Here is a 20,255-nt window from a genome sequence, read left to right as displayed (position 1 = left end):
AGGACCATGCAAAGACGGGATTTCCTGAGGCTGGCCGGTGTCGGTGCCGGCGGTATCCTGTTGCCGGTCTACGGCACCCGCGTGACCGCGGCGGAACTGATCCAAAATGGTATGGATGTCAGGCGCAAGAAGGCCCTGGCGGATATCGTGCTGAACACCGCGCGCAAACGGCATGCCCCTGCAGCGTGCCAGCGCCGGCGAGGTGCGTCCGCCCTTTGGCGATCATGATGTCCCGGCACTGGACACCGTCGGTTTCCGGCCCGCTGCGATACAGGCCAGTGACCGACTGCTTCGGGGGACGCCCACCGGCCCCGCCAGTGGCGATGAGCCGGTGCTCTACTGGGGGCGCGCCGATCAGGACGGGGCGCTGGGGTTTGTGTTTTTCCGCAACAGCTACCGCTGGATCACCGCCGGCTATGGCCAGGCTTTCGCACGCCTTTGGCAGTCGGCGCTGGAGCCGCAGCTGGCTTACCTGGGCAGTGGCGCACCGGTGGCTGTGCGCGAGGCTATGCCGCGTGCGGGCCACCGGATTACGCTTTGCAGCCGCGGCTTTTCCGGTTCGGCACCGCTACTGGCTGCCGTCGATGGCGCCACCCCTCTTGAGGGTGCCCCATCCAGTCAGGGCTGTTACGCCTTCTGGCCCCGCGGGCACGGCTGGTACCGGCTGGAAAGTGCGGATGAAACGGCAGTGGCCCCGTTCAGCCTTTACGTCTTCGCGGCCGACGCCTGGCCCGGTTGGCAACGCACGTTAAAAGCGCAGGCAACCAGGCAGATGGCCACCGCCAGGCTGGGTCCGACGGCCGACACACCGGCGCCGCAGCGGCCCCTGCCGCGCCACTGGCTCGCGCTGCTACTGGCGGGCCTGCTGGCAATCAGCTGGTGGGGGGAGCGAAAGCTGAAACGGTGACGGAATATCCACTCGTGCAGTTATCCCGGCACGACAGCGTTTCAATCCTGTTTTGCGGAGGGTTCACCGCTGTGGTCGACGAAGATCAGACGCTCGGTGGCATAGCCCAGGTCCCGTGCCTGTTGCAGCAGCTGCTCCAGTTCGGCTTTGGGAATTTCCGGTTCGCGGGACAGCAACCAGAGATAATCGCGGTTGTAGCCGGTCACCATGGCGTGGCGGTAGTCCTCGTCCAGCGCCACCACCACGTAAGAGGCATAGAAGGGCCCGAAGAAAGACACCTCGAGATGGCCGGTTTTCGGGTCACCGGCAAATTTCGCCTTGCCCAGGGCTTCCTGCCACTCACCTTTCTCGCGGGAGTAGCCCCGGTTCACCACTTTCACGGTACCGTCGTCGTTGAGGCTGTACTCGGCGGTGACGTGGCTCAGGCCACGCTCGAACGAATGGTCCAGGCGGGCCACCTCGTACCAGTGGCCCAGGTAGCGGTCGAGGTCGAAGCCGGTCACCGGCTGCACATTGTCCGGCACCCCGGTGCAGCCCCAGAGGAATACAAAACACAGCAGCAAAAATTTTCGCAAGGTAACGCCTCTCTCCCGGCCCTGGACGACAATTATCCACCGGCTATTTATAGGGTAGCCGGATGTGATGACATAATACGCCCGGCAAAACCGCGGGGATTACATGCGCACCGGTGGCGGAAACAAAAAAGCCACCCGAAGGTGGCCAGACAGTCGAACCCGGTGGTAATTACTTTTCCACAAAAGCGCGTTCAATAACGTATTCATGCGGGACCCCGGCGCGGGTCTCGCGGAAACCCCAGTCGTCCAGGATTTTGGTCAGGTCCTTGAGCATGCCCGGGCTGCCGCAGAGCATAAACCGGTCCTCTTCCACGTTCGGCTTCGGCGTACCCAGGTCGTCGAACAGCTTGCCGGACAACATCAGGTCAGTCAGGCGGCCATTGTTCCTGTAGGGCTCGCGGGTCACCGTCGGGTAGTAAAGCAGCTGCTCGCGGATCATTTCGCCGAAATACTCGTGCTCCGGCAGCTCCCGCTCGATAAAGTCCTGGTAGGCCAGCTCGGACTGGTAGCGCACACCGTGGGTCAGGATCACCTGGTCGAAACGCTCGTAGACATCGGGATCCTTGATAATGCTGAGGAAGGGCGCCAGGCCGGTGCCGGTGGACAACAGCCACAGGCGCTTGCCCGGCAGCAGGTGATCCGCCACCAGGGTGCCGGTCGGCTTGCGGCTCACAAAGATTTCGTCACCGGGCTGGATCTTCTGCAGTTTTGAAGTCAGCGGGCCGTCGGGCACCTTGATGCTGAAAAACTCCAGCTCGTCCTCGTAATTGGCACTGGCGATGGAGTAGGCGCGCAACAGCGGGCGGCCGTTCTCCTGCTGCAGGCCGATCATGGTAAAGTGGCCGTTCTCAAAGCGGAATGACGGGTCGCGACTGGTCTTGAAGCTGAACAGGGTGTCGTTCCAGTGATGGACTTCCAGCACCTTTTCAATATTCAAATTTGACATAAATTTAGAACCAGTTATTCCTCAAATCTCTTAATGCCTGAATTTTAGCGGCGGAATACCTATTGGCAAAATGGGATATTTCGATAATCCTTATCGATTTAACCGATAACCATCGCCCAGCCCCTGGAGGCCCGACTTGCGCTACTCACTGCGCCAGCTGGAGGTATTCCTCGCCTGCGCCCACCACGAGAATGTCAGCCGCGCGGCGGCGAGCCTGAACATGTCCCAGTCCGCCGCGTCCACGGCGCTGAAGGAACTGGAGCAGCAATTCGAGCTGCGCCTGTTCGAGCGCACCGGCAAACGGCTGCGCCTCAATGAGCTTGGCCGGCAGCTGTGGCCCCGGGCCGAAGAGCTGCTGGAGCGCGCGCGGGAGCTGGAACAGAGCCTCGCCGTCCACGGTGACCTGGGTCGGCTGAAGATCGGCGCCACCTTGACCATCGGCAACTACCTGGCGGCGGGGATCATGGCCCGTTACATGGCAGAGCAGCCCGGGGCACGGGTGGAGCTGGACGTGGCCAATACGGCCTCTATTGCCGAGCGGGTACTGAGCTTTGAACTGGATCTGGGGTTGATCGAGGGGGAACTCAACCACCCCGACCTGGAAATGATGCCCTGGCGTGATGATGAACTGGTGGTTTTCTGCGCGCCGGACCATCCGCTGGCAGCAGGGCACCGCGCCCTCAATGACTCCGACCTTTGCGGGGCGACCTGGATCCTGCGGGAGCCAGGCTCCGGCACCCGGCAGACCTTCGAACGCGCCCTGTCCGGGCTGCTGCCGCAGCTGCATATCCTGCTGGAGTTACAGCACACCGAGGCCATCAAGCGTGCGGTTGAAGCCGGACTGGGAATCAGCTGCCTTTCGCGCGTATCGCTCACCGATGCCCTCAGGCGCGGCTCGCTGGTGGAGCTGCCGGTGCCGCAGCGGGATTTTCGCCGCGAGTTCTATTTCGCCCTGCACCGGCAGAAATACCGCAGCAGCGGGATCGAGCGCTGGCTGGAGCTGTGTCGGCAGGCTGTTTAACCGGCCATTAAAAAACCACCCCGGAGGGTGGTTTCGCGCTCTGCTCCCACCCTTGCGGGCAGTAACGGGATTACTTCACACGCACGAGCTGGGATTTCAGTTCTTCCGGCACCTGGTCGATAGAGGCGATGGTCAGGTCCTCGGCAGCAGCGGCTGCAGTCTGCGGCTGCAGGGTGGCATTGGCGGTTTCCGGCAGCTTCCACATGGCACCGGTGGCCGGGTCCACAATCAACATGCCAATCAGGCCGCCCAGCAGGATGTTGCCAAGGTACCAACCATCCATGCCCGCCTTGATCTCGAAAGTCTGTTCGTTGTACCCGGCCATCTGGTATTTGACGGTGTAGCTGGCAGACGAGAAGAAACCGTCGGACGCATCCAGGGTGATGGTGTCCGGAGTAACACCGGAATGCACATCGAGGCCCGCTTCGTTGGTGACAGAGAAGTTGGCACCGGTAGGCGTGCTGCTGATGGTTACCGGGTACTTGCTGTCGCTGAGGATACTGGCACAGCCAGTAGCCAGGGTCAGAGCAGCAATTGAGGCCCCCAGGGTAATTTTCTTAATCATGTTTCGTCCTTTAGTATATTTTTTATCCGTCGACTGGTAGACAGAAGCGCCAGCCGGCGGGGAGATTAACATGAGCCTCACTGGTACGGGATTACAGCTTATTACAGCGGCATGCCCTGTCAGGCCCGGGCTTCCTGTCTCCCAATACGGCGCGCCTCCAGTCGCCGGATAAACTCCGACAGGATCTGGCGATACAGCTCCCTGCCCAGGTACTTGTCTTCCACGCCGCTGTCGATCGAGGGATTGTCATTGACCTCGATCACATAGCCCTTGCCCGCGGACTCCTTCACATCGACGCCGTAAAAACCATTGCCGATCGGGCGGGTGGCCCGCAGCGCGGCCTGCAGCACCGCTTTCGGGACCTCGAAGGTCGGCAGGGTCGCGAAACCGCCGCTGCTGTTTTTCTTGTTACCGTGGTTGTAAATCTGCCAGTGGTTCTTGGCCATGTAGTAACGACACGCATACAGCGGCCGGTTATTGAGAACGCCGATACGCCAGTCAAACTCGGTGTACAGGAACTCCTGTGCCAGCAGCAGACTGGACTCCGCAAACAACTCGCCCAGCCGGTCGCGCAGTTCCTCCTCGCTCTTTACCTTGACCACCCCGCGGGAAAAAGAGCCATCCGGGATCTTGATCACCATCGGCAGGCCCAGCGCCTGCACTGCCGCCTGTAACCCCGCCTCGTCGCCCCGACGCAGGATAACGGTGCGGGGCGCCGGCACCCTGTGGATGCGAAACAGGTCAGCCAGGTAGATTTTGTTGGTGCAGCGCAGGATGCTGGTGGGATCGTCCAATACCACCAGGCCTTCCGCTTCGGCCCGCTTGGCGAAGCGGTAGGTGTGATGGTCGATGGACGTGGTTTCGCGGATGAACAGCGCATCGAATTCCGGCAGGCGCATGTAGTCGGCCGGTGTAATCATCTCCACGGCAAAACCCAGCTCGCGACCGGCGCTGGCAAATTTCTTCAGGGCGAAGCTATCCGACGGTGGCAGTGGTTCCTCCGGGTTGACCAGAATGGCCAGGTCGTAACGGGTGCTTTCACTCTTTTTGCGCGGCCGCCACACCTGGTTGCTGAAACCATCCAGCGCCTCGGCAAAAAGCGTCTCCTCTGCATCGTCCAGGTCGCGATGGGAACAGACATGCAGGTCGGCAATTTCCCAGGACTGGTTGCGGACCAGGTGGATTTCCAGCACCGGACAGGGAAAACGGTCGAACAGCAATCGCGCCAGCGGCTGCAACACCGGCTCGGGGCAGCGCCCGAAATACGACTTGACCCGTAGTTCGTTGCTGCCGTCGGCCGGTGCCGGCAGCTTGCCCAGCGCTGGCAGGATGCCCCCCAGCTGGAGCTTGTAGAGTTGCGGCAGCGCCAGGTCATTGAGGCTACGCACACTGGGCAGCACGTGGTGGCTGCGCGCCTCCGCCAGCAGGGAGCAGTAATAGCCCTCACTGCGGTATTGATAGTCACCACACAGGTTGATCACCCGCACCCGCTGCTGGGGGCAAGGTAGTGCCAGGTATTCGGCAAAAGTGATGACGTGCTCGCTGGGATAATAGGGGGCCCAGTCACTTGGCTGGTCGATAACAATAAGTACCCGGGACATCGGCAGGAAAGCCTCGCAGGATCGGGTCCGGCGGACGCCGGACAGCAGGCGAAAGATAGAGCAAAACCGGAGATCGGCCTATAGATTTTTTATGCGTTTTTTTACCGGGGAATCTTCCCTTCCGGGACGATTCTGCTACTGTTGCGCAGCCGCAATGTCGCGGTATTCACGGCTTCCCGCCGACAGGCCCCCTATGCCCTCCCCGGAAAAAACCGACCTTGTAATCCGGCCCGCGATGCCCGCCGATGTGGCGGCCCTCCACGACCTTGAACAGTCCTCCTTCGCCCGCGACCGGCTCAGCCGCAGACGCCTGCGCCACTGGGTAACGGCCGACAATTGTGTGTTCCTGCTGGCGGAGCGGGACACGTCGCTGCTTGGCTACGCACTGGTCATTTTACGGCGCGGTACCCGGCTGGCACGGCTCTATTCGCTGGCAGTGGCCAGTAGCGCCCGCGGCCAGGGTATTGGCCGTTGCCTGGTGTCTGCAGTGGAAAGAGCCGCCAGTGACAGCGGTCGTTTTTTCATGCGCCTGGAAGTTGCCGAGCACAACCAGGCCGCGATCGCGCTGTACCAGGCACTGGGTTACCGCGCCTTCGGCCGCTACCTCAACTATTACCAGGATGACAGCCATGCCCTGCGCATGCAGAAACGCATCCACTACCATCCGGAAAACCTGCATCGGCTGGCAGTGCCATGGTACCGGCAGACAACCGATTTCACCTGTGGCCCTGCTGCCGCCATGATGGCCATGGCGGCCCTGGACAGCAGCTACCGCCCCTCGGTCAGCGAAGAACTGGCCCTGTGGCGGGAGGCCACCACCATTTTTATGACCTCCGGCCACGGTGGCTGTCACCCGGTGGGTCTGGGGCTGGCGTTGCGCGCGCGCGGCTTCGATGCCTCTGTGTACCTGAACCGGGAAGGTCCGCTGTTTATCGACAGTGTGCGAGCAGCCGGGAAAAAGAAAGTGATCAGCCAGGTGGATGCGGATTTCCGCGCGGCAGCGACTGCCGCAGGCATGCAGGTGGTACCTGAGGAGTTCACCCAGGAGCAGCTGCAGCAGTGGCTTGGGTCAGGTGCACTGGTGCTACTGCTGGTCAGCACCTACCGGCTCGATGGCAAAAAGGTACCCCACTGGGTAACGCTGGTGGGTATGGACGACCGCTGCCTGTACGTACACGATCCCGACAGCGATGAGCTCTGGGACCAGCTGGACAGCAGTTACCTGCCCATTGCCCGCGAAGATTTTGCCCGTATGTCCATGTTTGGGAGGGAGCGACTGCGCACCGCGGTGGTAGTGCGCAGTTGATGTGCAGCGCCGATCATCCCCCGGGGGCGAACAGCTCACCGAAGAAATCCCCTTCGTACCAGCGTGGCTTGCGGTCGGCGTCGGCCACCTCGCGGGCAATGGCGTAGTTGACCCGGGCGAATTGTTGCGCGGCTACGTAATCGACCCGGGCATCGGCCTCATCGGTATGCTGGTGATAGCGCTCCTGGAAGAACCTGTTCTGGACGGCGGTACCATCAACCTGGGGATCCAGGGCCTCGCGGCCGGTAATCAGGTAAATCGCCGGCACTCCCTGGCGCACGAAACTGTAATGGTCGCTGCGTACGAAGATTACCTGCTCGGGCATGGGGTCCGGGCTGAGCTTCAGGTCCGCGCGCGCAGCCGCCCGCGCCACGGTCCCGCCCAGTGATGAGTGCTCGGCGCCGAACGCGATGATGTCCGCGAAGGGATAGAGCAGCATCGGCATGTCCAGGTTGATGTTGGCCACCATCGCGCCCGGGGCCACCGGCGGATGCCGGGCAAAATAGTCAGAACCCAGCAACCCCTTTTCCTCGGCCGTGACGGCCACGAACATCAACGAGCGGCGCGGTGCACGCCCGGACTCGACAAACAGCCGCGCGGTTTCCAGCATGATGGCGATGCCGGCGGCATTGTCCTGCGCCCCATTGACGATTCGCCCCTCGGGATCCTCTCCCAGGTGGTCAAGATGCGCCGAAAAGACCACGTACTCATCTTTCAGCTCTGGATCGCTGCCCGGCAGAACCGCGACCACGTTGGGGCTCACCACCTGCTCATGCCGGGCGCCGCTGCTCAGCGAGGCGCGATACGGCAGCGCAAAACCGCGCGGGGCCAGTCCATTCGCAATTTCGGTGAACACCGTATCCAGGCTGCGCTCCGCCCCCATAAACAACTGGCGCGCGGCGGGCATGTCCAGATAGACCCCGGGATGCAGCCCCGGGATCGCGTTCCCGGGCTGGTCGTCGGCACCGAGCCAGTCAAAGCTGGCATCATTCCGCTGCTTTACGGCCCTGGCGAACGGCCAGCGCTGCTCGCGCCGCGGCGTGTTGAGGGTTATGTAACCGACCGCACCGTGGCGCGCCGCAGTCTCTCGCTTGGTGCGGGAGGAAGCGAAGTGGGCGCCCACTTCGCTGGAAAGACTGGTGGGCCGGCCGGACAGGAAGACCGCGATCTTGCCATCCACATCCAGGCCCGCATAGTCATCGATACCGTGCTCCGGCGCGTCGATGCCAAAGCCGACAAATACCAGGCCCGCGGTAGTGGCCGTCTCCTCAGCGATGGTGGGCGGCGAGGCCACAAAGTCCTCGCCGAAGTGAAAGGTGATATCACCGTCGCGCCCCTGCAGAACCAGCGTCGGCTCGCGACCTTCCCAGCTCGCCCGGCGGAAGGGGACCTCCTGCAGGAAGCTCCCGCCACCGGCGGGCTGCAACCCCAGCGCGCTAAACTGCCCGGCAACATATTCTGCAGCGCGGCGGTAACCGGGCGTGCCCGTTTCGCGGCCGGCGAGCTCGTCCGCGGCCAGGTACTCCACATGATGGCGAATGTGGTCCGCATTCGCCTGCGGCAGGGGCGGTGGATGACTGGCACAGGCAACAACAGCACCCGCAACCAGGGCGCCGAGCAATGTAGAGAATCTCATCGTCAGGATCTTGTTCAGCGTTTGATAATGCCCGCCACCGGCCACCACAGCGCACCGGGGACCCGCGGGATGTCTTGTTTTACGCCAGCAAGGTTACCACGATCCAAGCGACCGGTATTGCCAACGACTCGGCATCAGCGCCACGCGCCATGAAGGAAAGGCTACCGGCAAGCTCTGGCCGGCCTGGCCCCGTCAGTGCCGCGTAAAGCGCCTGGCCACCGCGCGGGCCACCTCCTCGTGGGCGTTATCGGCACAGAAATCGCCATGGGCGGCGATCAGGTGCAGGAAAGGCAGCTCCAGCAATCGCTCGAAGTCATCCCGCAGCCAACAGGTCGGGTCCATTCCATCCGGCACCATCCGCCGGCACCAGGTGGGTGCCACCTGCATGCCGCGGCGAAAGCCGGCAAGCCGCAGCAGGTTGCGGCCGCACCAGTTGCAACCGCACCACGAGGCCCAGTACTGCAGTGCGTCGCAGGTCATCAACAGGCCCCCGCATGCCGGCACCAGCAGTGCGGCTTCGGGGTGGCGGCCCCGGGAAAATTCGAAAAACCGCCCCCCCGGTACCGGGCATTCGCCCGCATCCCTGACCAGGACGTCTGCCGCCGGGGCCGGGTAATAATCGGAATGGGGCTGGCTCCAGAACGTCAGGTTGAAACGGTCCCGGTAATACAGGTCGTCACACCCATGGAAGTAGCCCAGGCGCACGGCATGGCGCACATGTCCGAGGTCCTCCAGCTTTTCCTCCTGCGATGGCCTCAGCCGCACCGGGTTTACCAGCACCAGCTCGTCACCACAACGGACAATGCCCATATTCCTGTTTACCGCGGCGGCTGGCGCCAGCTGCGCACTACCGGGGATATAAAAGATATCCGGCAGTACCTGGCGGATCTCGCCGTGGGGTTGCACCAGCGGATAGTCGATTTGCATAGCCGGCCGGCGAACCGGGCAAGCGCTAACAGTACTGTGCCCGGTTGCCGATACCCCGTAACAGAGTGAGTGTCTGCTGGGCCTGCGCTTCCGGCACAAACAGGTGATGTCCCTGCGGCGTCGAAGTGATGCGCGCACTGATCCTGGCACTCTCCAGTTCGCCGGCGAGTGCAGACAGGAGCCCGGGCAGCTCCTGCCCGTGCCGCTGGGTCAGGCTAATGCGGCATAGTGGCGACTCCACGGTTATACCCTCGCGCTCGGCCAACTCCCGCGGCATGATCGCGCTGAAGCCGTCGCGCTCGCTTACCAGTAACAGGCACTGGCAGGCCAGCAGCGGCAACTGGTCAGCCCTGAGCGTACAGGAGACACAGGCACTGCCATGTAATTTTGGTTCACTGCTGCGCAGTAGTTTTTCCAACCCTATGGTGGCGTTCATACATCGATTCACTCCCGGTGTGGTTGGTTCGGGCCGCGAACGACATGCTGCGGCCCCTCAATCGTTGAATGATTCCCCCTCTATTTCAGGCTCATCGTCGGCCGGAGTAACATCCTTCGCGCTCTCCGCGCTCACCCGGGCGCGCTCCGCCTCGCTATCCCAGCGATCCAGCGCCCGGTCAATATCCTGCTCCAGCTCGATACTGGGGAATTCCGGGCAGGGAGCGTCCTTGCGCGGGTTGTGCCAGCCGGATAGCGGCGTAACGAAGACAATCAGGGACTTGTGCAGGTTGTTCTCACCGATACTGGCCTCGGTCCAGGTGGTCTGCCAGGCGTACTTGCCGCGTACGGCGTAGTCACTTTCGTAGGATTTCAGGGTGAGGAAGTACGGGTAGAGTTTGCCTCCCCGGCAGACGATGCGCCGCTCGGTCTTGATATTGGCCATCTGTGTGAACGGGTCGAAATACCACTGGATGTCGTAGCCGTAGGCGAAGCGCATATCCCCGTTTTTACGCTCGGTGAAGGCGTAGGAACGGCCGCTGCCGTCGGCCTTCAGGCTCCATACATGATGCGCTTCCCCATCGCGGGATATCAGCCAGTCACCCACCCACTGCTCCGCCTCCAGGCGGGATTCCGTCTGCCAACCCCATCCATCCTCGGCGGGAGTTTCCCCCGTCTCCGGCTGGGCCTGGACAAACGCGGTCCCGAACACCAGGCCCAGAACCGCCGTGAGAATCAAGCGCCGCTGCATTACCGCTCTTCTCCAGTCAGTCGCTTTACTCGTCCCTGAGGAGAGCACCGGCAAGGAATACCTCTCACCGGGCGCTGCCCACCTAGCTGTTCAGCCGTGGGCACTCATTGCCGGCCTTGGGGGTCTCCCAGCCTTGCAGACGGCGCTGGAAGCTGAGCAACCCGCCTCCGTGCTGGCGCCAATGACGTCCATCCAGTACCGCAAAGTCTAGGGTCACGGGGCTCCAGCCGGTAAAGGCCACATCGACGACGCCGCCACTGCAGCGCACGGCGGCCCCGGTCCTGACCCGGACGCGGTCTCCCTGGAGTGTCCAGCTGATGGCGAAGCCATGGGAGAGCTCGCCCCCGGGCTGGAACCCATAGGCGTAACCGGAGCCATCGGCGTGTAGCTGCCATACCAGCTGCGCGTCGCCCTCACCGACGACCAGCCAGTTGCCGGCCCAATCGCGCTGGGAGACCTCGGCATTGGCGGCACCGGCGATTACCAGGGAAAATGCCACGGCGATTGCGCCGGACAGGAAGAAACGGGAAATGGGAAGCGCGGGCAAAAGGTGACGCAAAAACTTCATGCGTAACTCGACTACTGCTGACCAATGTCTGGCAGTTGGGATGCTGGGCCCAGGGGTCCACCAGCTGCCGGTTTTCCTGGCCGGCGTTAGTCACGCCGGCATGAAAAAGGGCGATTGCGCACTTTTTCACGTCCCTTTCCCTCAAGGCTAGACGTAAAAACCCACAATGGCAGCGGAAGCATCGAAAATACTCATTTCACCGCCAGCGCTGGCCATTACTGGGACCAGGGGAAGCTGAACGGTGTGCACAGTAATGTCGGAGTAGAACAGTGGCGGGAACCCTGGCGACAGTAATGGCCGGGCACAAAAAACCCCGCACTTGGCGGGGTTCAGGGATGATCTTCAGTGATCAGCCGCGATTGGCGCGCTCTTTCTCAATCAGGTAGTCAGCTACCTCGAGCATCAGCTGCTGGCCATTGCTCTTGCCCTTGAATCCCGGCAGGGAGGAGCTGATGCGGTATTTACCCGCAACGACCACTTCCGGGGTACCGGACAGCTGGTAGGCACGCTGGTTGGCCATCCCCTGCTTGACCTTGCTGTTGATGGCAAAGGAGTTCATCAGCTTCACCGCCTTGTCGCCGTCGGCCCCGTGCTCGTTGAACAGCTCCCTGATGGCGTCCATGTCCGGGTTCCACTCGCGACCGTCGCGGTTGGCGAACATTTCGCGCTGATTGTTGATGGCGTTGAAAATCGGCTGGTGCATCTTGTCCAGCACGCCCATGGCGTCAGCCACGTAGTACAGGCGCGCATGCACCTCCATCACCGGCTGCCAGATGGCAGGAATCTTGTCCAGCGCCACGTCTGCGGGCATATCGGCCTTCCACTGGTTGAGGAGCGGCTCGAAGTGGTAGCAGTGTCCACAGCCATACCAGAAGAGCTCTGTTACCTGGATCTTGCTGTCATCGCTCTGCGGTACCGCCTGTGGCAGCACCTGGTAGTGTTGGCCGGCCTTGAACTTGCCGGTTTCCTGGGCACAGGCGGTGAGGCTGAGTAACAGCGTCAGGATCAGGGTAAAGGGGGCGGCAACTGCTCTCATGGCGTTCTCCATCGTTATTCTTCCGGCGACGGGCCGGCGGTAAAGCTTTGATCAGCGCCGATTATTGAAGTTCCGGCGCGCTGGTGCAAGGTACACGGGACCAAACGCAAAAAGGCCGGGACAAACCCGGCCTTTTTGGCTAAATGTTGCAACAGATCAGTTGCCGTCAGTCAGGCCCGCCAGGTAGTGCGACACCGCCGTGATCTCGGCATCGGACAGCTGGCTCGCCACGGAGCGCATAATCCGGGTCTCACCGTCGTTGGCGCGCTCGCCGGAACGGAAGGCCTTGAGCTGGGTCGCGATATAGTCGGCCCACTGACCAGACAGTCGCGGATAACCTGCCGGTGCGTTCCCCTGGCCGGTGGGGGAATGGCAGCCCATGCAGGCCGCGACGCCGGTGTCCGGATTGCCGGCACGGAAAATTTTCCGTCCCAGCATCAGGCCATCGACGTTTTCACCACTGTTCAGCATCACCGATACCGGTTCGGCACCGGACAACTGCATCTGCTGGGACGCGAAGTAAGCGGCCAGGTCCTCGAGATCCTGCTGGTCGAAGTTGTCCAGCTGGCCGATCATCTGCGGGATCTCGCGCTCGCCGCTCTTAACGTCCATCAACTGCTTGAGCAGGTACTTCTCCCCCTGGCCGGCGATCTTGGGAAAAGCGGATGCCGGACTGTTGCCATCGGGGCCGTGACAGGCGGCGCACTGCGCGGCCTTGGTCTTGCCCGCGGCCGGGTCACCTTCGGCCGCGACGAACGGTGCGGCGAGAATAAGCCCCAGGGCCAGGGCGGAGTTCTTTACAATGCTGTTCATACGTCGTCCCATTGCGCGCTTAAATATGCGATTGTGGCCCGGTTTTCACCGGCCCCCGCGCCGCCCCCAGTCAATCCTGCGACGCGTAAACCGCGGCATTATATACTTGCGCGCCAAGCGAGTGTACCGAATCTGGTAGATCAATCATGGCAGACAGTAATCCCGAGCGAATTAACTTTCGCGATGTTCAATTTTTAACCAGCGCACCCACCCTCGATGAGTGCCCCGAGGACAGTGGCGCCGAGGTCGCCTTTGCCGGGCGCTCCAACGCCGGCAAGTCCAGCGCCATCAACGCCCTGACCGGCAATAAAAAGCTGGCCCGCACCTCCAAGACGCCCGGCCGTACCCAGCTGATCAATTTTTTTCGCATCAGCGACCAGCAGCGCCTGGTGGACCTGCCCGGTTACGGTTATGCGAAAGTGGCCCGCTCGATGAAGGACGAGTGGCAGCGGCACCTGGCCTTTTACCTGGAGCACCGGGAGTGCCTGCGCGGGCTGGTGCTGCTGATGGATATCCGCCAGCCACTGAAAGAGTTCGATCAGCAGATGCTCACCTGGGCGGTGAGCGGTGGCCTGCCGGCCCATATCCTGCTCACCAAGGCCGACAAACTGAAAAACGGGCCCGCCAACAATACTCGCTTCGCGGTGGAGAAGGCCCTGCGGGAGCAGGGCCTTGATACCGGCGTGTCGGTACAGATCTTTTCATCCACCAAAAAGACCGGGCTGGACAAGCTGGAACGCAAACTCGGCGAGTGGCTGGCCCTGGAGGAGTCCCCGCCGGAAGCGGACTGAGCGCCAGTTGCGCGGGCAGTGCAGCGGCTGCAGCCATTGCCCGCGGCATTCCCGCCGCCGGGTGCGTATCCGGACAACCACAACACCACTGTCACAGAATTCACGTTGGCCCGTCATGGAGACTCCCCGGCCCGGGGATGACATTGCCCAACCAGGGGGCAAGAGTTACCACCCTCAGGCAGTTGGCCGGGATTCCGCTAGAATCAATAGGGACGGCCCTGTCAGGCAGGCAAAAAAAAGCCGGCAGATGGGGACTGCCGGCCAGGGGTCGATGCCCTTGGGGATGGGCATCTTGCTAGACGCACCCAGGGGGACGGGCACGCCTATGGGTTCTCACCCTGCGTCTGTCTGATGGGGGTCTCAGACGCTGTTCGCTTTACGCTCACCTTCATTCCTACGATAAGCTCGCGCAAGTGGATTTCCCACATTCTTCTGCGGATACAAAATATCCAGACGCCCGCCTATTCTATTTCCCTGAGACCCAATTGTCAGGAAACCGTTCCTCCTTGTGCCATATGTGAGACCACATGCACAAAGATGCAAAAAAAAAGCCCCGACCTTGGGGGAGGTATCGGGGCACAGGGAAGATTGCTCAACCTCACGGGGGGGAACAATACTGCCTTTTGAGACGTTCCTGCCTGGCACAAGTTCCGCCTGGATTTGAAAAAACCTGCTGCCCGCTACTCCCCCTCGCGCTCGATATCACAGCAATGAGAGCCGGGACTGTTGCCGCTCGCGATGGTCAGGACTCCGCCGGTGATTTCATTGGGACGGTAAGTGGTACACCCCTTGAGCCCCAGCCGGAAGGCCTCCCGATAGAGGGACTGGAAATCCGCGAACGGGTAGCTGGCGGGGACATTGACCGTCTTGGAAATGGCATTGTCCACGAAGGGCTGCAGTGCCGCCTCCATGGCCAGGTGCGCGGTTGGGGACAACCCCCGGGCAGCGACAAATTCGGGCGGCACCGCCGCGGCTTCGCCATGGATACCCAGCCACCGGCGCCAGACCGGGTCGCAGATCCCGAACTCACGGTACTCACCGCTGGCAGTCAGCACGCGGCGCCGGTGACGGAAATCAAAGACCGGCTCCACGCCACTGGAGACGCCGTTGGCCAGCAGGCTGATTGTTCCCGTGGGTGCTATCGCCAGCAGATGACTGTTCCGTACTCCCTTTTCACCGATAGCCCGCTGCAGCGCCCCGGGCAGCTGGCGGATAAAGCCGGCCCGGCGATAGTCCGCGGCAAAAAAGGGAAACGGCCCCTTCTCCTCTGCCAGGGCTACCGAGGCACGGTAGGCGCTGTCCCGCAACAGCCGCATGATGCGTGCCGCCAGTGTGCGGCCGGCATCACTGTCGTAACGCAGACCGAGCGCGATCAGGGCATCGGCCAGCCCGGTGATCCCCAGCCCGATACGGCGACTGCCATGGGCCTGCCGGGCCTGCGCCGGCAGGGGGTATCGGGAGAGGTCGATCACATTGTCGAGCATGCGCACCCCCAGGGCCGCGCAGCCCGCAATGCCCTGCCAGTCCAGCGCAGCGTCCGGCGTCAGGGGGTTGCGCACAAAGGGCAGCAGGTTTACCGAGCCCAGGTCACAGGCCCCATAGGCGGGTAGCGGGATCTCACCGCAGGGATTGGTGGCGTTGATCTGTTCGCGGTAAAAGAGGTTGTTGTCCGTATTGATCCGGTCGGCAAACAGCACCCCCGGTTCAGCACAGTCGTAGGTAGCGCGCATGATCCGCTGCCACAGCGCGCGGGCGCCCACGGTCTTCAGAACGCGGCAGGGAACCGGACCGGCAGTACCGCTCCAGCGGCGCATCACCGTCTCGCCAGCCCGGTCATCCAGTTGCGCGGAGGGAAACACCAGCGGCCAGTCGCGGTCACGATCCACCGCCTGCATGAAGGCGTCGCTGACCAGCACCGACACATTGAAATGGCGCAACTCGCGGGGATCGCGCTTGGCGTCCACGAACCGCTCGATATCCGGGTGATCGCAACGCAGGGTGGCCATCATGGCGCCGCGGCGGCTGCCGGTAGACAGCAGCGTCGCGCACATGCTGTCCCAGATACGCATGAAAGAGACCGGTCCCGAGGCGATGGTCCCGGTATGGGTGGCACGGGTCCCCGCGGGGCGCAGGGTGGAAAAATCACAGCCGATGCCGCCCCCCTGCTGCATCGTCAGGGCAGACTCTTTCAGGCGCTCGAAAATGGCTTCGATGGAATCGTCGATGGCGCCCATCACAAAGCAGTTGAACAGGGTCACGTCCCGTCCGGTGCCGGCGCCAGCCAGGATGCGGCCACCGGGCAGGAAACGGAACCCCTCCAGGTTGCGGTAGAAGCGCGCAGCCCAGCTGTCGGGGTCCGCCGGCTCAACACTGGCCAGGGCCCTGGCCACCCGGTGCCAGGTGTCCTCGATGGAGTTTTCAACCGCCCGGTCCCCGTCGCGGAGCCGGTACTTGGTGTCCCAGACGAAACGGGAGATGTCCGCGGTGAACGGGTCCCGGCGTGCCTGTTTGCCGGCAGACATGTCAGAGGCCCAGCTCGGTGGCCGGCCCGCCCTCATGGAGCCTGCGGATAGCCTCGGCCAGCAGCGGTGCGCACTCGATTACCCGCAGCTTGCCGTCGCCGCCCTGGGGCAGGGTGTCGGTCACCGCGACCAGTTCCAGGGGCGAATCCCCCAGCTGCTGCAGGGCGTCGCCGGCGAACTGGCCATGGCTGGCGAGGGCAATGATTCTCGCAGCCCCGGCCCGTGCCAGTGCCGCTCCCGCCCTGCCGGTGGTGCCCCCACCGGCGATCAGGTCGTCGATGACCAGGGCGCAGCAATCCCCGACCTGCCCCACCAGCGTGCCGCCACTGAGCTGGCCGCCGCTGCGGTATTTCTCGACAAACGCCTGCCCCACGTCCCGTCCCAGCCGCTCGGCCAGCTCTGCGCGAAACGCCTCGGCGCGCTTGACCCCGCCGACATCGGGTGACACCACCACCAGCTGCCGGGATTCACCGGCCAATACCTCGAGCGCAAAGTCGACAAACAGCGGGCGCGCCGGCAGGTGCAATGTCCTGCAGCGAAAGGCGTTCTCGAAAGCGGCCTGGTTATGCGCGTCGATCGTCACCACACAGTCGCATCCCATGGCTTCCAGCAGGCAGGCGAGGTAGCGGCTCGACAGGGGGTCGCGGAGCTTGGTGCGGCGGTCCTTGCGCGCATAGCAGAGGTAGGGAATCACCGCGGTGATGCGCGCGGCGCCGGCATCCCTGAGGGCGGCGACAAAGAACAGGAAGCGCACCAGCTTGTCATCCACGCTGCCCCCCGGGGACCCGGGAGGATCGGTGTAGAGCGACTGCACCAGGTAGACATCCGCCCCCTCTACATCCTCCAGGGGGCGCAGCTTGTGCTCGCCGTCGGTGAAATCGCGCTCTTCGTGGGCTCCCAGCGGTTCACCCAGTGCACCTGCCACCCGCTGCGCCAGCTCCCTGCCCGCCTCGAGGCTGAACAGCTTAATCGGGCTCATGGCCAGCCGCGCCCGCCAGGTGCCCCCGGAACCAGTCGATTGCCAGCTGGATCACCATTTCCAGTGTGCCGGGCTCCTCGAACAGGTGGGTCGCACCGGGAACAATTTCCAGTGCCGGGTCGTTGGTCATGCGCGCCGCCGCCTCGCGATTCAGCTCGATCACCACATCGTCCTCACCACCGACAATCAACAGCGTGGGCGCATGGACCAGCGGCAGCATCTCACCGGCGAGGTCCGGGCGGCCGCCGCGGGACACCACTGCCGCAGCCAGCGACGGGCGTTCGGCGGCGGCTATCAGTGCCGCCGCGGCACCGGTGCTGGACCCGAACAGGCCCAGCCGCAGGTCGCGGGTCGCCGCGTTCCCGTGCACCCAGTCGAGCGCGGCGATCAGGCGGTCGGACAGCAGGGCGATATCGAAGCGGTACTCGCGGGTGATTTCATCCTCGCGATGCTCCTCAGCCGTGAGCAGATCGAACAACAGCGTGCCGATGCCAGCGCGATTGAGTTCCCCGGCCACCATCTGGTTGCGGGGGCTGAACCGGCTGCTGCCACTGCCATGGGCGAACAACACCAGGCCACAGGGATCCGCCGGCAGGTGCAGAATCCCCTCCAGCCGGGCGCCAGCCGCGTCGATCAGCACATCGCGCCCGCTCATCGGCCACTGCCCCGGAGACGATCTGCCTCGCGCATCATATCGATGACCTCGTCGTCGGTGAGCTGGGAAAAATCCTCGTACCAGGCACCGATGGCCCAGAAGGAAGCCGGCATCGCCAGGCACTCGAAGCGATCCACCAGCGGCTCGAAGCGGCGCGGAGCGTCCACCGGCGCCACCGGCACCGCCAGCACGATCTCGGCCGGGTGCTGGGCACGCACCGCGCGTACCGCCGCCTCCATGGTAGCCCCGGTGGCAATGCCATCATCCACCAGGATCACGCAATGATCCCGCAGTTCCGGCCAGGGCCGGTCACCGCGGTAGCGCCGGGCACGGCGTTCCAGCTCGCGCCGCTCGGCCTCGGTCTCCCGTTCCAGCATTTCGTCGGTAATGCCGGCCCCGAGGATGACATCTTCATTCAGCACACGGGCCTGCGCGGTGATCGCTCCCATGGCCAGCTCCTCGTGACCGGGCACGCCCAGCTTGCGCACCAGCATCAGGTCCAGGGGCGCCTCCAGGGCACGCGCCAGCTCCAGCCCTACCGGCACTCCGCCGCGGGGCAGTGCGAGGATGATGATGTCATCGCGGCCCGCGCGGCGCCGCCGATCGACGTAGTCCCGCAGGCTGGCGGCCAGTTCCTGGCCCGCCGACACTCGGTCCTTGAAGGGGGTTACCACAGGGATCTCCGCAGGTAATGCCGTTAAAACTAGACTAGCAAACAGGCCCTCCCGGCAATCCGACTATGAGTGACCACCGCGACACCAGACCGGCCCAGCCGGACCTGGACACCAAGACCCGCTTCCTGCTGGCGACAGACAGCTATAGCGAGCCCACATCGGGAGTGGACCTGGTGGAAACCCATATGGCGCGGGTATTCCTGACCGACCACCATGTTTACAAGATGAAAAAACCGGTGAGCGGTGACTACCTGGACTTCAGCAGTCTCTCGCTGCGCGAGGCCGACTGCCGGGAGGAGCTGCGACTCAACCGACGCCTGACCACCGGGGTATACCTCGCCGTTGTCCCGCTCTGCCAGCGGGCGGATGGCCAGCTATTGCCGCTTGACGGTGACTGCAACGGTCAGGTGGTGGAATGGCTGGTGAAAATGAGACGCCTGCCGGAGGCACAGAACCTGGTGGTGCGCAGCGGCGCAGTCACCGGAGATGAACTGGCGCCACTGGTGCAGCGCCTGTGTGATTTTTACCGCTCCGCGCGACCGCTGGCAGTAGATCCGGCGGCCTACGTCACCGGCCTGCGCGAGCACGTGGAGCAGCGACGCTCAGCGCTGCTGGCACCGGAACTGGGGCTCAATGCGGCCGGGATCCATGCGGTGGCGGACTTCCTCGTCACCTTTAGCCAGCGCGAGGCCACGCTGCTGGCGCAGAGGGCGGTCGACGGCCGCATCGTGGAAGGACACGGCGACCTGCGGCCGGAGCACTGCTTCCTGACCGACCCGCCGCAGATCATCGACTGCCTGGAGTTCAACCGGGAACTTCGCTGTATAGACCCACTGGATGAACTGGGTTACCTGGCGCTGGAGTGTGAGTTACTGGGTCGCCGCGACCTGGGTGAAGGGATCCTGGCCACCTACCGGCGCGCCTGCGCGGACCCCGCCCCGGCCCCGCTGGAGTACTTCTACAAGGCCTACCGGGCCCTGGTCAGGGCGCAACTGGCGGCGGCGCACCTGCAGGATGGCGAGGTGGCCGAGCCACAGAAATGGCGCGACCGCGCAGGTCGCTACCTGGACGCCGCACGCCACTATGGCCGTCGCGCCGGGACACACGCGGCCTGACCACTTTTCCTGCGCGCAAAAAAATCCCCGGGCTTGGGGAGCACCGGGGCGAGCAACATCTGACTTCCTTGGGGGGGATGACGCATTCCAACGATCTTGCCTGTTTAGAGCCGCCGTTTTTGCGACGGTTCCCGCAGACAGGTTAAAAAGTGTTAATCATTGGCGCCGTTTCCCCTCAGCCCTGCCGCTCCTGTGAGGCGCCCTGCATCGCCCTCTCCATGTATGCGCGCTCGCGCCGGTGCCGATAGGCCAGTACCAGGCAATAGACCAGGCTGCTGGCCCCAGCCCAGAACAGGCCGTGGCGCATGGCCTCCGCCAGTACCGCGCCCTTGAACAGTTCCACCGGCACCAATACCACCAGCACAATCCCATACATCCGGCCGAACCGGAGCAGCCACTCCTTGGCCATGATTCCTTTCATTCGCCCTGTCC

22 protein-coding genes are annotated in these 20,255 nt (G+C 63.4%); 6 read left to right on the top strand and 16 right to left on the bottom strand.

What is annotated here, in order from left to right; genetic code table 11:
• Nucleotides 1-6 precede the first annotated feature (6 nt).
• The gene (locus LVD11_RS13735) at nt 7-228 is read left to right on the top strand and encodes a hypothetical protein (RefSeq protein ID WP_237059948.1); all 222 of its coding nucleotides are present in this window, start codon (nt 7-9) and stop codon (nt 226-228) included.
• Nucleotides 173-907, top strand: coding sequence for a hypothetical protein (locus LVD11_RS13730; protein WP_237059946.1), 735 nt, complete (start codon nt 173-175; stop codon nt 905-907). The genes LVD11_RS13735 and LVD11_RS13730 overlap by 56 nt, the downstream gene beginning before the upstream one ends.
• Before the next feature lie 41 nt (nt 908-948).
• Here the strand turns inward: LVD11_RS13730 and LVD11_RS13725 are convergent, their stop codons facing one another.
• Nucleotides 949-1,482: a lipocalin family protein gene (locus LVD11_RS13725; RefSeq protein WP_255775671.1), complete on the bottom strand. Its 534-nt coding sequence runs from the start codon at nt 1,480-1,482 to the stop codon at nt 949-951.
• Nucleotides 1,483-1,651: 169 nt separating this feature from the next.
• Nucleotides 1,652-2,428 (bottom strand): ferredoxin--NADP reductase, encoded by a 777-nt coding sequence (locus LVD11_RS13720; RefSeq protein ID WP_237059945.1) that lies wholly within the window; start codon nt 2,426-2,428, stop codon nt 1,652-1,654.
• A gap of 136 nt (nt 2,429-2,564) precedes the next feature.
• On the opposite strand from LVD11_RS13720, the gene LVD11_RS13715 reads away from it, so the two are divergent.
• Nucleotides 2,565-3,449, top strand: a complete 885-nt coding sequence (locus LVD11_RS13715; protein WP_237059944.1) for a LysR family transcriptional regulator — start codon at nt 2,565-2,567, stop codon at nt 3,447-3,449.
• Between the two features lie 70 nt (nt 3,450-3,519).
• On the opposite strand, the gene LVD11_RS13710 is transcribed toward LVD11_RS13715, so the two are convergent.
• Nucleotides 3,520-4,014 carry a hypothetical protein gene (locus LVD11_RS13710; RefSeq protein ID WP_237059943.1) on the bottom strand — a complete coding sequence of 165 codons (495 nt, stop codon included), beginning with the start codon at nt 4,012-4,014 and terminating at the stop codon, nt 3,520-3,522.
• Between the two features lie 119 nt (nt 4,015-4,133).
• On the bottom strand, nt 4,134-5,615 hold the full coding sequence (locus LVD11_RS13705) for a RimK family ATP-grasp domain-containing protein (RefSeq protein WP_237059942.1): 1,482 nt from the start codon (nt 5,613-5,615) through the stop codon (nt 4,134-4,136).
• 193 nt (nt 5,616-5,808) lie between these two features.
• Between LVD11_RS13705 and LVD11_RS13700 the strand changes: the two genes are divergently transcribed.
• Nucleotides 5,809-6,921 (top strand): GNAT family N-acetyltransferase/peptidase C39 family protein, encoded by a 1,113-nt coding sequence (locus tag LVD11_RS13700; protein WP_237059941.1) that lies wholly within the window; start codon nt 5,809-5,811, stop codon nt 6,919-6,921.
• A gap of 13 nt (nt 6,922-6,934) precedes the next feature.
• Here the strand turns inward: LVD11_RS13700 and LVD11_RS13695 are convergent, their stop codons facing one another.
• From LVD11_RS13695 to LVD11_RS13665, 7 genes are all read right to left on the bottom strand, one after another.
• Complete coding sequence (locus tag LVD11_RS13695) at nt 6,935-8,557, bottom strand: M20/M25/M40 family metallo-hydrolase (protein WP_237059940.1); 1,623 nt, start codon at nt 8,555-8,557, stop codon at nt 6,935-6,937.
• A 192-nt stretch (nt 8,558-8,749) separates the two neighbouring features.
• Entirely contained in the window at nt 8,750-9,484 is a 735-nt protein-coding gene (locus tag LVD11_RS13690) for a hypothetical protein (RefSeq protein WP_237059939.1), read from the bottom strand.
• A 25-nt stretch (nt 9,485-9,509) separates the two neighbouring features.
• On the bottom strand, nt 9,510-9,920 hold the full coding sequence (locus tag LVD11_RS13685) for an ACT domain-containing protein (protein WP_237059937.1): 411 nt from the start codon (nt 9,918-9,920) through the stop codon (nt 9,510-9,512).
• A gap of 57 nt (nt 9,921-9,977) precedes the next feature.
• Nucleotides 9,978-10,670, bottom strand: coding sequence for a hypothetical protein (locus tag LVD11_RS13680; protein WP_237059934.1), 693 nt, complete (start codon nt 10,668-10,670; stop codon nt 9,978-9,980).
• Between the two features lie 82 nt (nt 10,671-10,752).
• Nucleotides 10,753-11,238, bottom strand: a complete 486-nt coding sequence (locus tag LVD11_RS13675) for a hypothetical protein (RefSeq protein WP_237059933.1) — start codon at nt 11,236-11,238, stop codon at nt 10,753-10,755.
• 349 nt (nt 11,239-11,587) lie between these two features.
• On the bottom strand, nt 11,588-12,274 hold the full coding sequence (locus LVD11_RS13670) for a thiol:disulfide interchange protein DsbA/DsbL (RefSeq protein WP_237059932.1): 687 nt from the start codon (nt 12,272-12,274) through the stop codon (nt 11,588-11,590).
• Between the two features lie 156 nt (nt 12,275-12,430).
• Complete coding sequence (locus LVD11_RS13665; RefSeq protein WP_237059931.1) at nt 12,431-13,087, bottom strand: c-type cytochrome; 657 nt, start codon at nt 13,085-13,087, stop codon at nt 12,431-12,433.
• 146 nt (nt 13,088-13,233) lie between these two features.
• Between LVD11_RS13665 and yihA the strand changes: the two genes are divergently transcribed.
• Nucleotides 13,234-13,878, top strand: a complete 645-nt coding sequence (gene yihA / locus LVD11_RS13660; protein WP_237059930.1) for a ribosome biogenesis GTP-binding protein YihA/YsxC — start codon at nt 13,234-13,236, stop codon at nt 13,876-13,878.
• A 680-nt stretch (nt 13,879-14,558) separates the two neighbouring features.
• On the opposite strand, the gene LVD11_RS13655 is transcribed toward yihA, so the two are convergent.
• The 4 genes from LVD11_RS13655 to LVD11_RS13640 are packed head-to-tail and all read right to left on the bottom strand — an operon-like array spanning nt 14,559 to nt 18,708.
• Nucleotides 14,559-16,400, bottom strand: a complete 1,842-nt coding sequence (locus LVD11_RS13655; protein ID WP_237059929.1) for an adenosylcobalamin-dependent ribonucleoside-diphosphate reductase — start codon at nt 16,398-16,400, stop codon at nt 14,559-14,561.
• Nucleotide 16,401: 1 nt separating this feature from the next.
• Nucleotides 16,402-17,379, bottom strand: coding sequence for a ribose-phosphate diphosphokinase (locus tag LVD11_RS13650; RefSeq protein ID WP_237059928.1), 978 nt, complete (start codon nt 17,377-17,379; stop codon nt 16,402-16,404).
• Complete coding sequence (locus tag LVD11_RS13645; protein WP_237059926.1) at nt 17,366-18,034, bottom strand: dienelactone hydrolase family protein; 669 nt, start codon at nt 18,032-18,034, stop codon at nt 17,366-17,368. The genes LVD11_RS13650 and LVD11_RS13645 overlap by 14 nt, the downstream gene beginning before the upstream one ends.
• Entirely contained in the window at nt 18,031-18,708 is a 678-nt protein-coding gene (locus LVD11_RS13640; RefSeq protein WP_237059924.1) for a phosphoribosyltransferase, read from the bottom strand. The genes LVD11_RS13645 and LVD11_RS13640 overlap by 4 nt, the downstream gene beginning before the upstream one ends.
• Before the next feature lie 65 nt (nt 18,709-18,773).
• On the opposite strand from LVD11_RS13640, the gene LVD11_RS13635 reads away from it, so the two are divergent.
• The gene (locus tag LVD11_RS13635; RefSeq protein WP_237059922.1) at nt 18,774-19,823 is read left to right on the top strand and encodes a hypothetical protein; all 1,050 of its coding nucleotides are present in this window, start codon (nt 18,774-18,776) and stop codon (nt 19,821-19,823) included.
• Nucleotides 19,824-19,998: 175 nt separating this feature from the next.
• On the opposite strand, the gene LVD11_RS13630 is transcribed toward LVD11_RS13635, so the two are convergent.
• Entirely contained in the window at nt 19,999-20,244 is a 246-nt protein-coding gene (locus tag LVD11_RS13630) for a hypothetical protein (RefSeq protein ID WP_237059920.1), read from the bottom strand.
• Nucleotides 20,245-20,255: the final 11 nt, after the last annotated feature.

The sequence above is a fragment of the Microbulbifer sediminum genome (assembly GCF_021729035.1).
Lineage (GTDB): Bacteria > Pseudomonadota > Gammaproteobacteria > Pseudomonadales > Cellvibrionaceae > Microbulbifer > Microbulbifer sediminum.
Note: the sequence above shows the minus strand (reverse complement) of the source record. Positions and strands in the feature narration are given on the sequence as shown.

Bases quoted from the DNA above. Each gene is read 5' to 3' on its own strand.
- LVD11_RS13735 (WP_237059948.1), top strand. From the start codon at position 7: ATGCAAAGACGGGATTTCCTGAGGCTGGCCGGTGTCGGTGCCGGCGGT.
- LVD11_RS13730 (WP_237059946.1), top strand. From the start codon at position 173: ATGCCCCTGCAGCGTGCCAGCGCCGGCGAGGTGCGTCCGCCCTTTGGC.
- LVD11_RS13720 (WP_237059945.1), bottom strand. From the start codon at position 2,428: ATGTCAAATTTGAATATTGAAAAGGTGCTGGAAGTCCATCACTGGAAC.
- LVD11_RS13710 (WP_237059943.1), bottom strand. From the start codon at position 4,014: ATGATTAAGAAAATTACCCTGGGGGCCTCAATTGCTGCTCTGACCCTG.
- LVD11_RS13705 (WP_237059942.1), bottom strand. From the start codon at position 5,615: ATGTCCCGGGTACTTATTGTTATCGACCAGCCAAGTGACTGGGCCCCC.
- LVD11_RS13700 (WP_237059941.1), top strand. From the start codon at position 5,809: ATGCCCTCCCCGGAAAAAACCGACCTTGTAATCCGGCCCGCGATGCCC.
- LVD11_RS13695 (WP_237059940.1), bottom strand. From the start codon at position 8,557: ATGAGATTCTCTACATTGCTCGGCGCCCTGGTTGCGGGTGCTGTTGTT.
- LVD11_RS13690 (WP_237059939.1), bottom strand. From the start codon at position 9,484: ATGCAAATCGACTATCCGCTGGTGCAACCCCACGGCGAGATCCGCCAG.
- LVD11_RS13685 (WP_237059937.1), bottom strand. From the start codon at position 9,920: ATGAACGCCACCATAGGGTTGGAAAAACTACTGCGCAGCAGTGAACCA.
- LVD11_RS13680 (WP_237059934.1), bottom strand. From the start codon at position 10,670: ATGCAGCGGCGCTTGATTCTCACGGCGGTTCTGGGCCTGGTGTTCGGG.
- LVD11_RS13675 (WP_237059933.1), bottom strand. From the start codon at position 11,238: ATGAAGTTTTTGCGTCACCTTTTGCCCGCGCTTCCCATTTCCCGTTTC.
- LVD11_RS13670 (WP_237059932.1), bottom strand. From the start codon at position 12,274: ATGAGAGCAGTTGCCGCCCCCTTTACCCTGATCCTGACGCTGTTACTC.
- LVD11_RS13665 (WP_237059931.1), bottom strand. From the start codon at position 13,087: ATGAACAGCATTGTAAAGAACTCCGCCCTGGCCCTGGGGCTTATTCTC.
- yihA (WP_237059930.1), top strand. From the start codon at position 13,234: ATGGCAGACAGTAATCCCGAGCGAATTAACTTTCGCGATGTTCAATTT.
- LVD11_RS13655 (WP_237059929.1), bottom strand. From the start codon at position 16,400: ATGTCTGCCGGCAAACAGGCACGCCGGGACCCGTTCACCGCGGACATC.
- LVD11_RS13650 (WP_237059928.1), bottom strand. From the start codon at position 17,379: ATGAGCCCGATTAAGCTGTTCAGCCTCGAGGCGGGCAGGGAGCTGGCG.
- LVD11_RS13645 (WP_237059926.1), bottom strand. From the start codon at position 18,034: ATGAGCGGGCGCGATGTGCTGATCGACGCGGCTGGCGCCCGGCTGGAG.
- LVD11_RS13635 (WP_237059922.1), top strand. From the start codon at position 18,774: ATGAGTGACCACCGCGACACCAGACCGGCCCAGCCGGACCTGGACACC.
- LVD11_RS13630 (WP_237059920.1), bottom strand. From the start codon at position 20,244: ATGAAAGGAATCATGGCCAAGGAGTGGCTGCTCCGGTTCGGCCGGATG.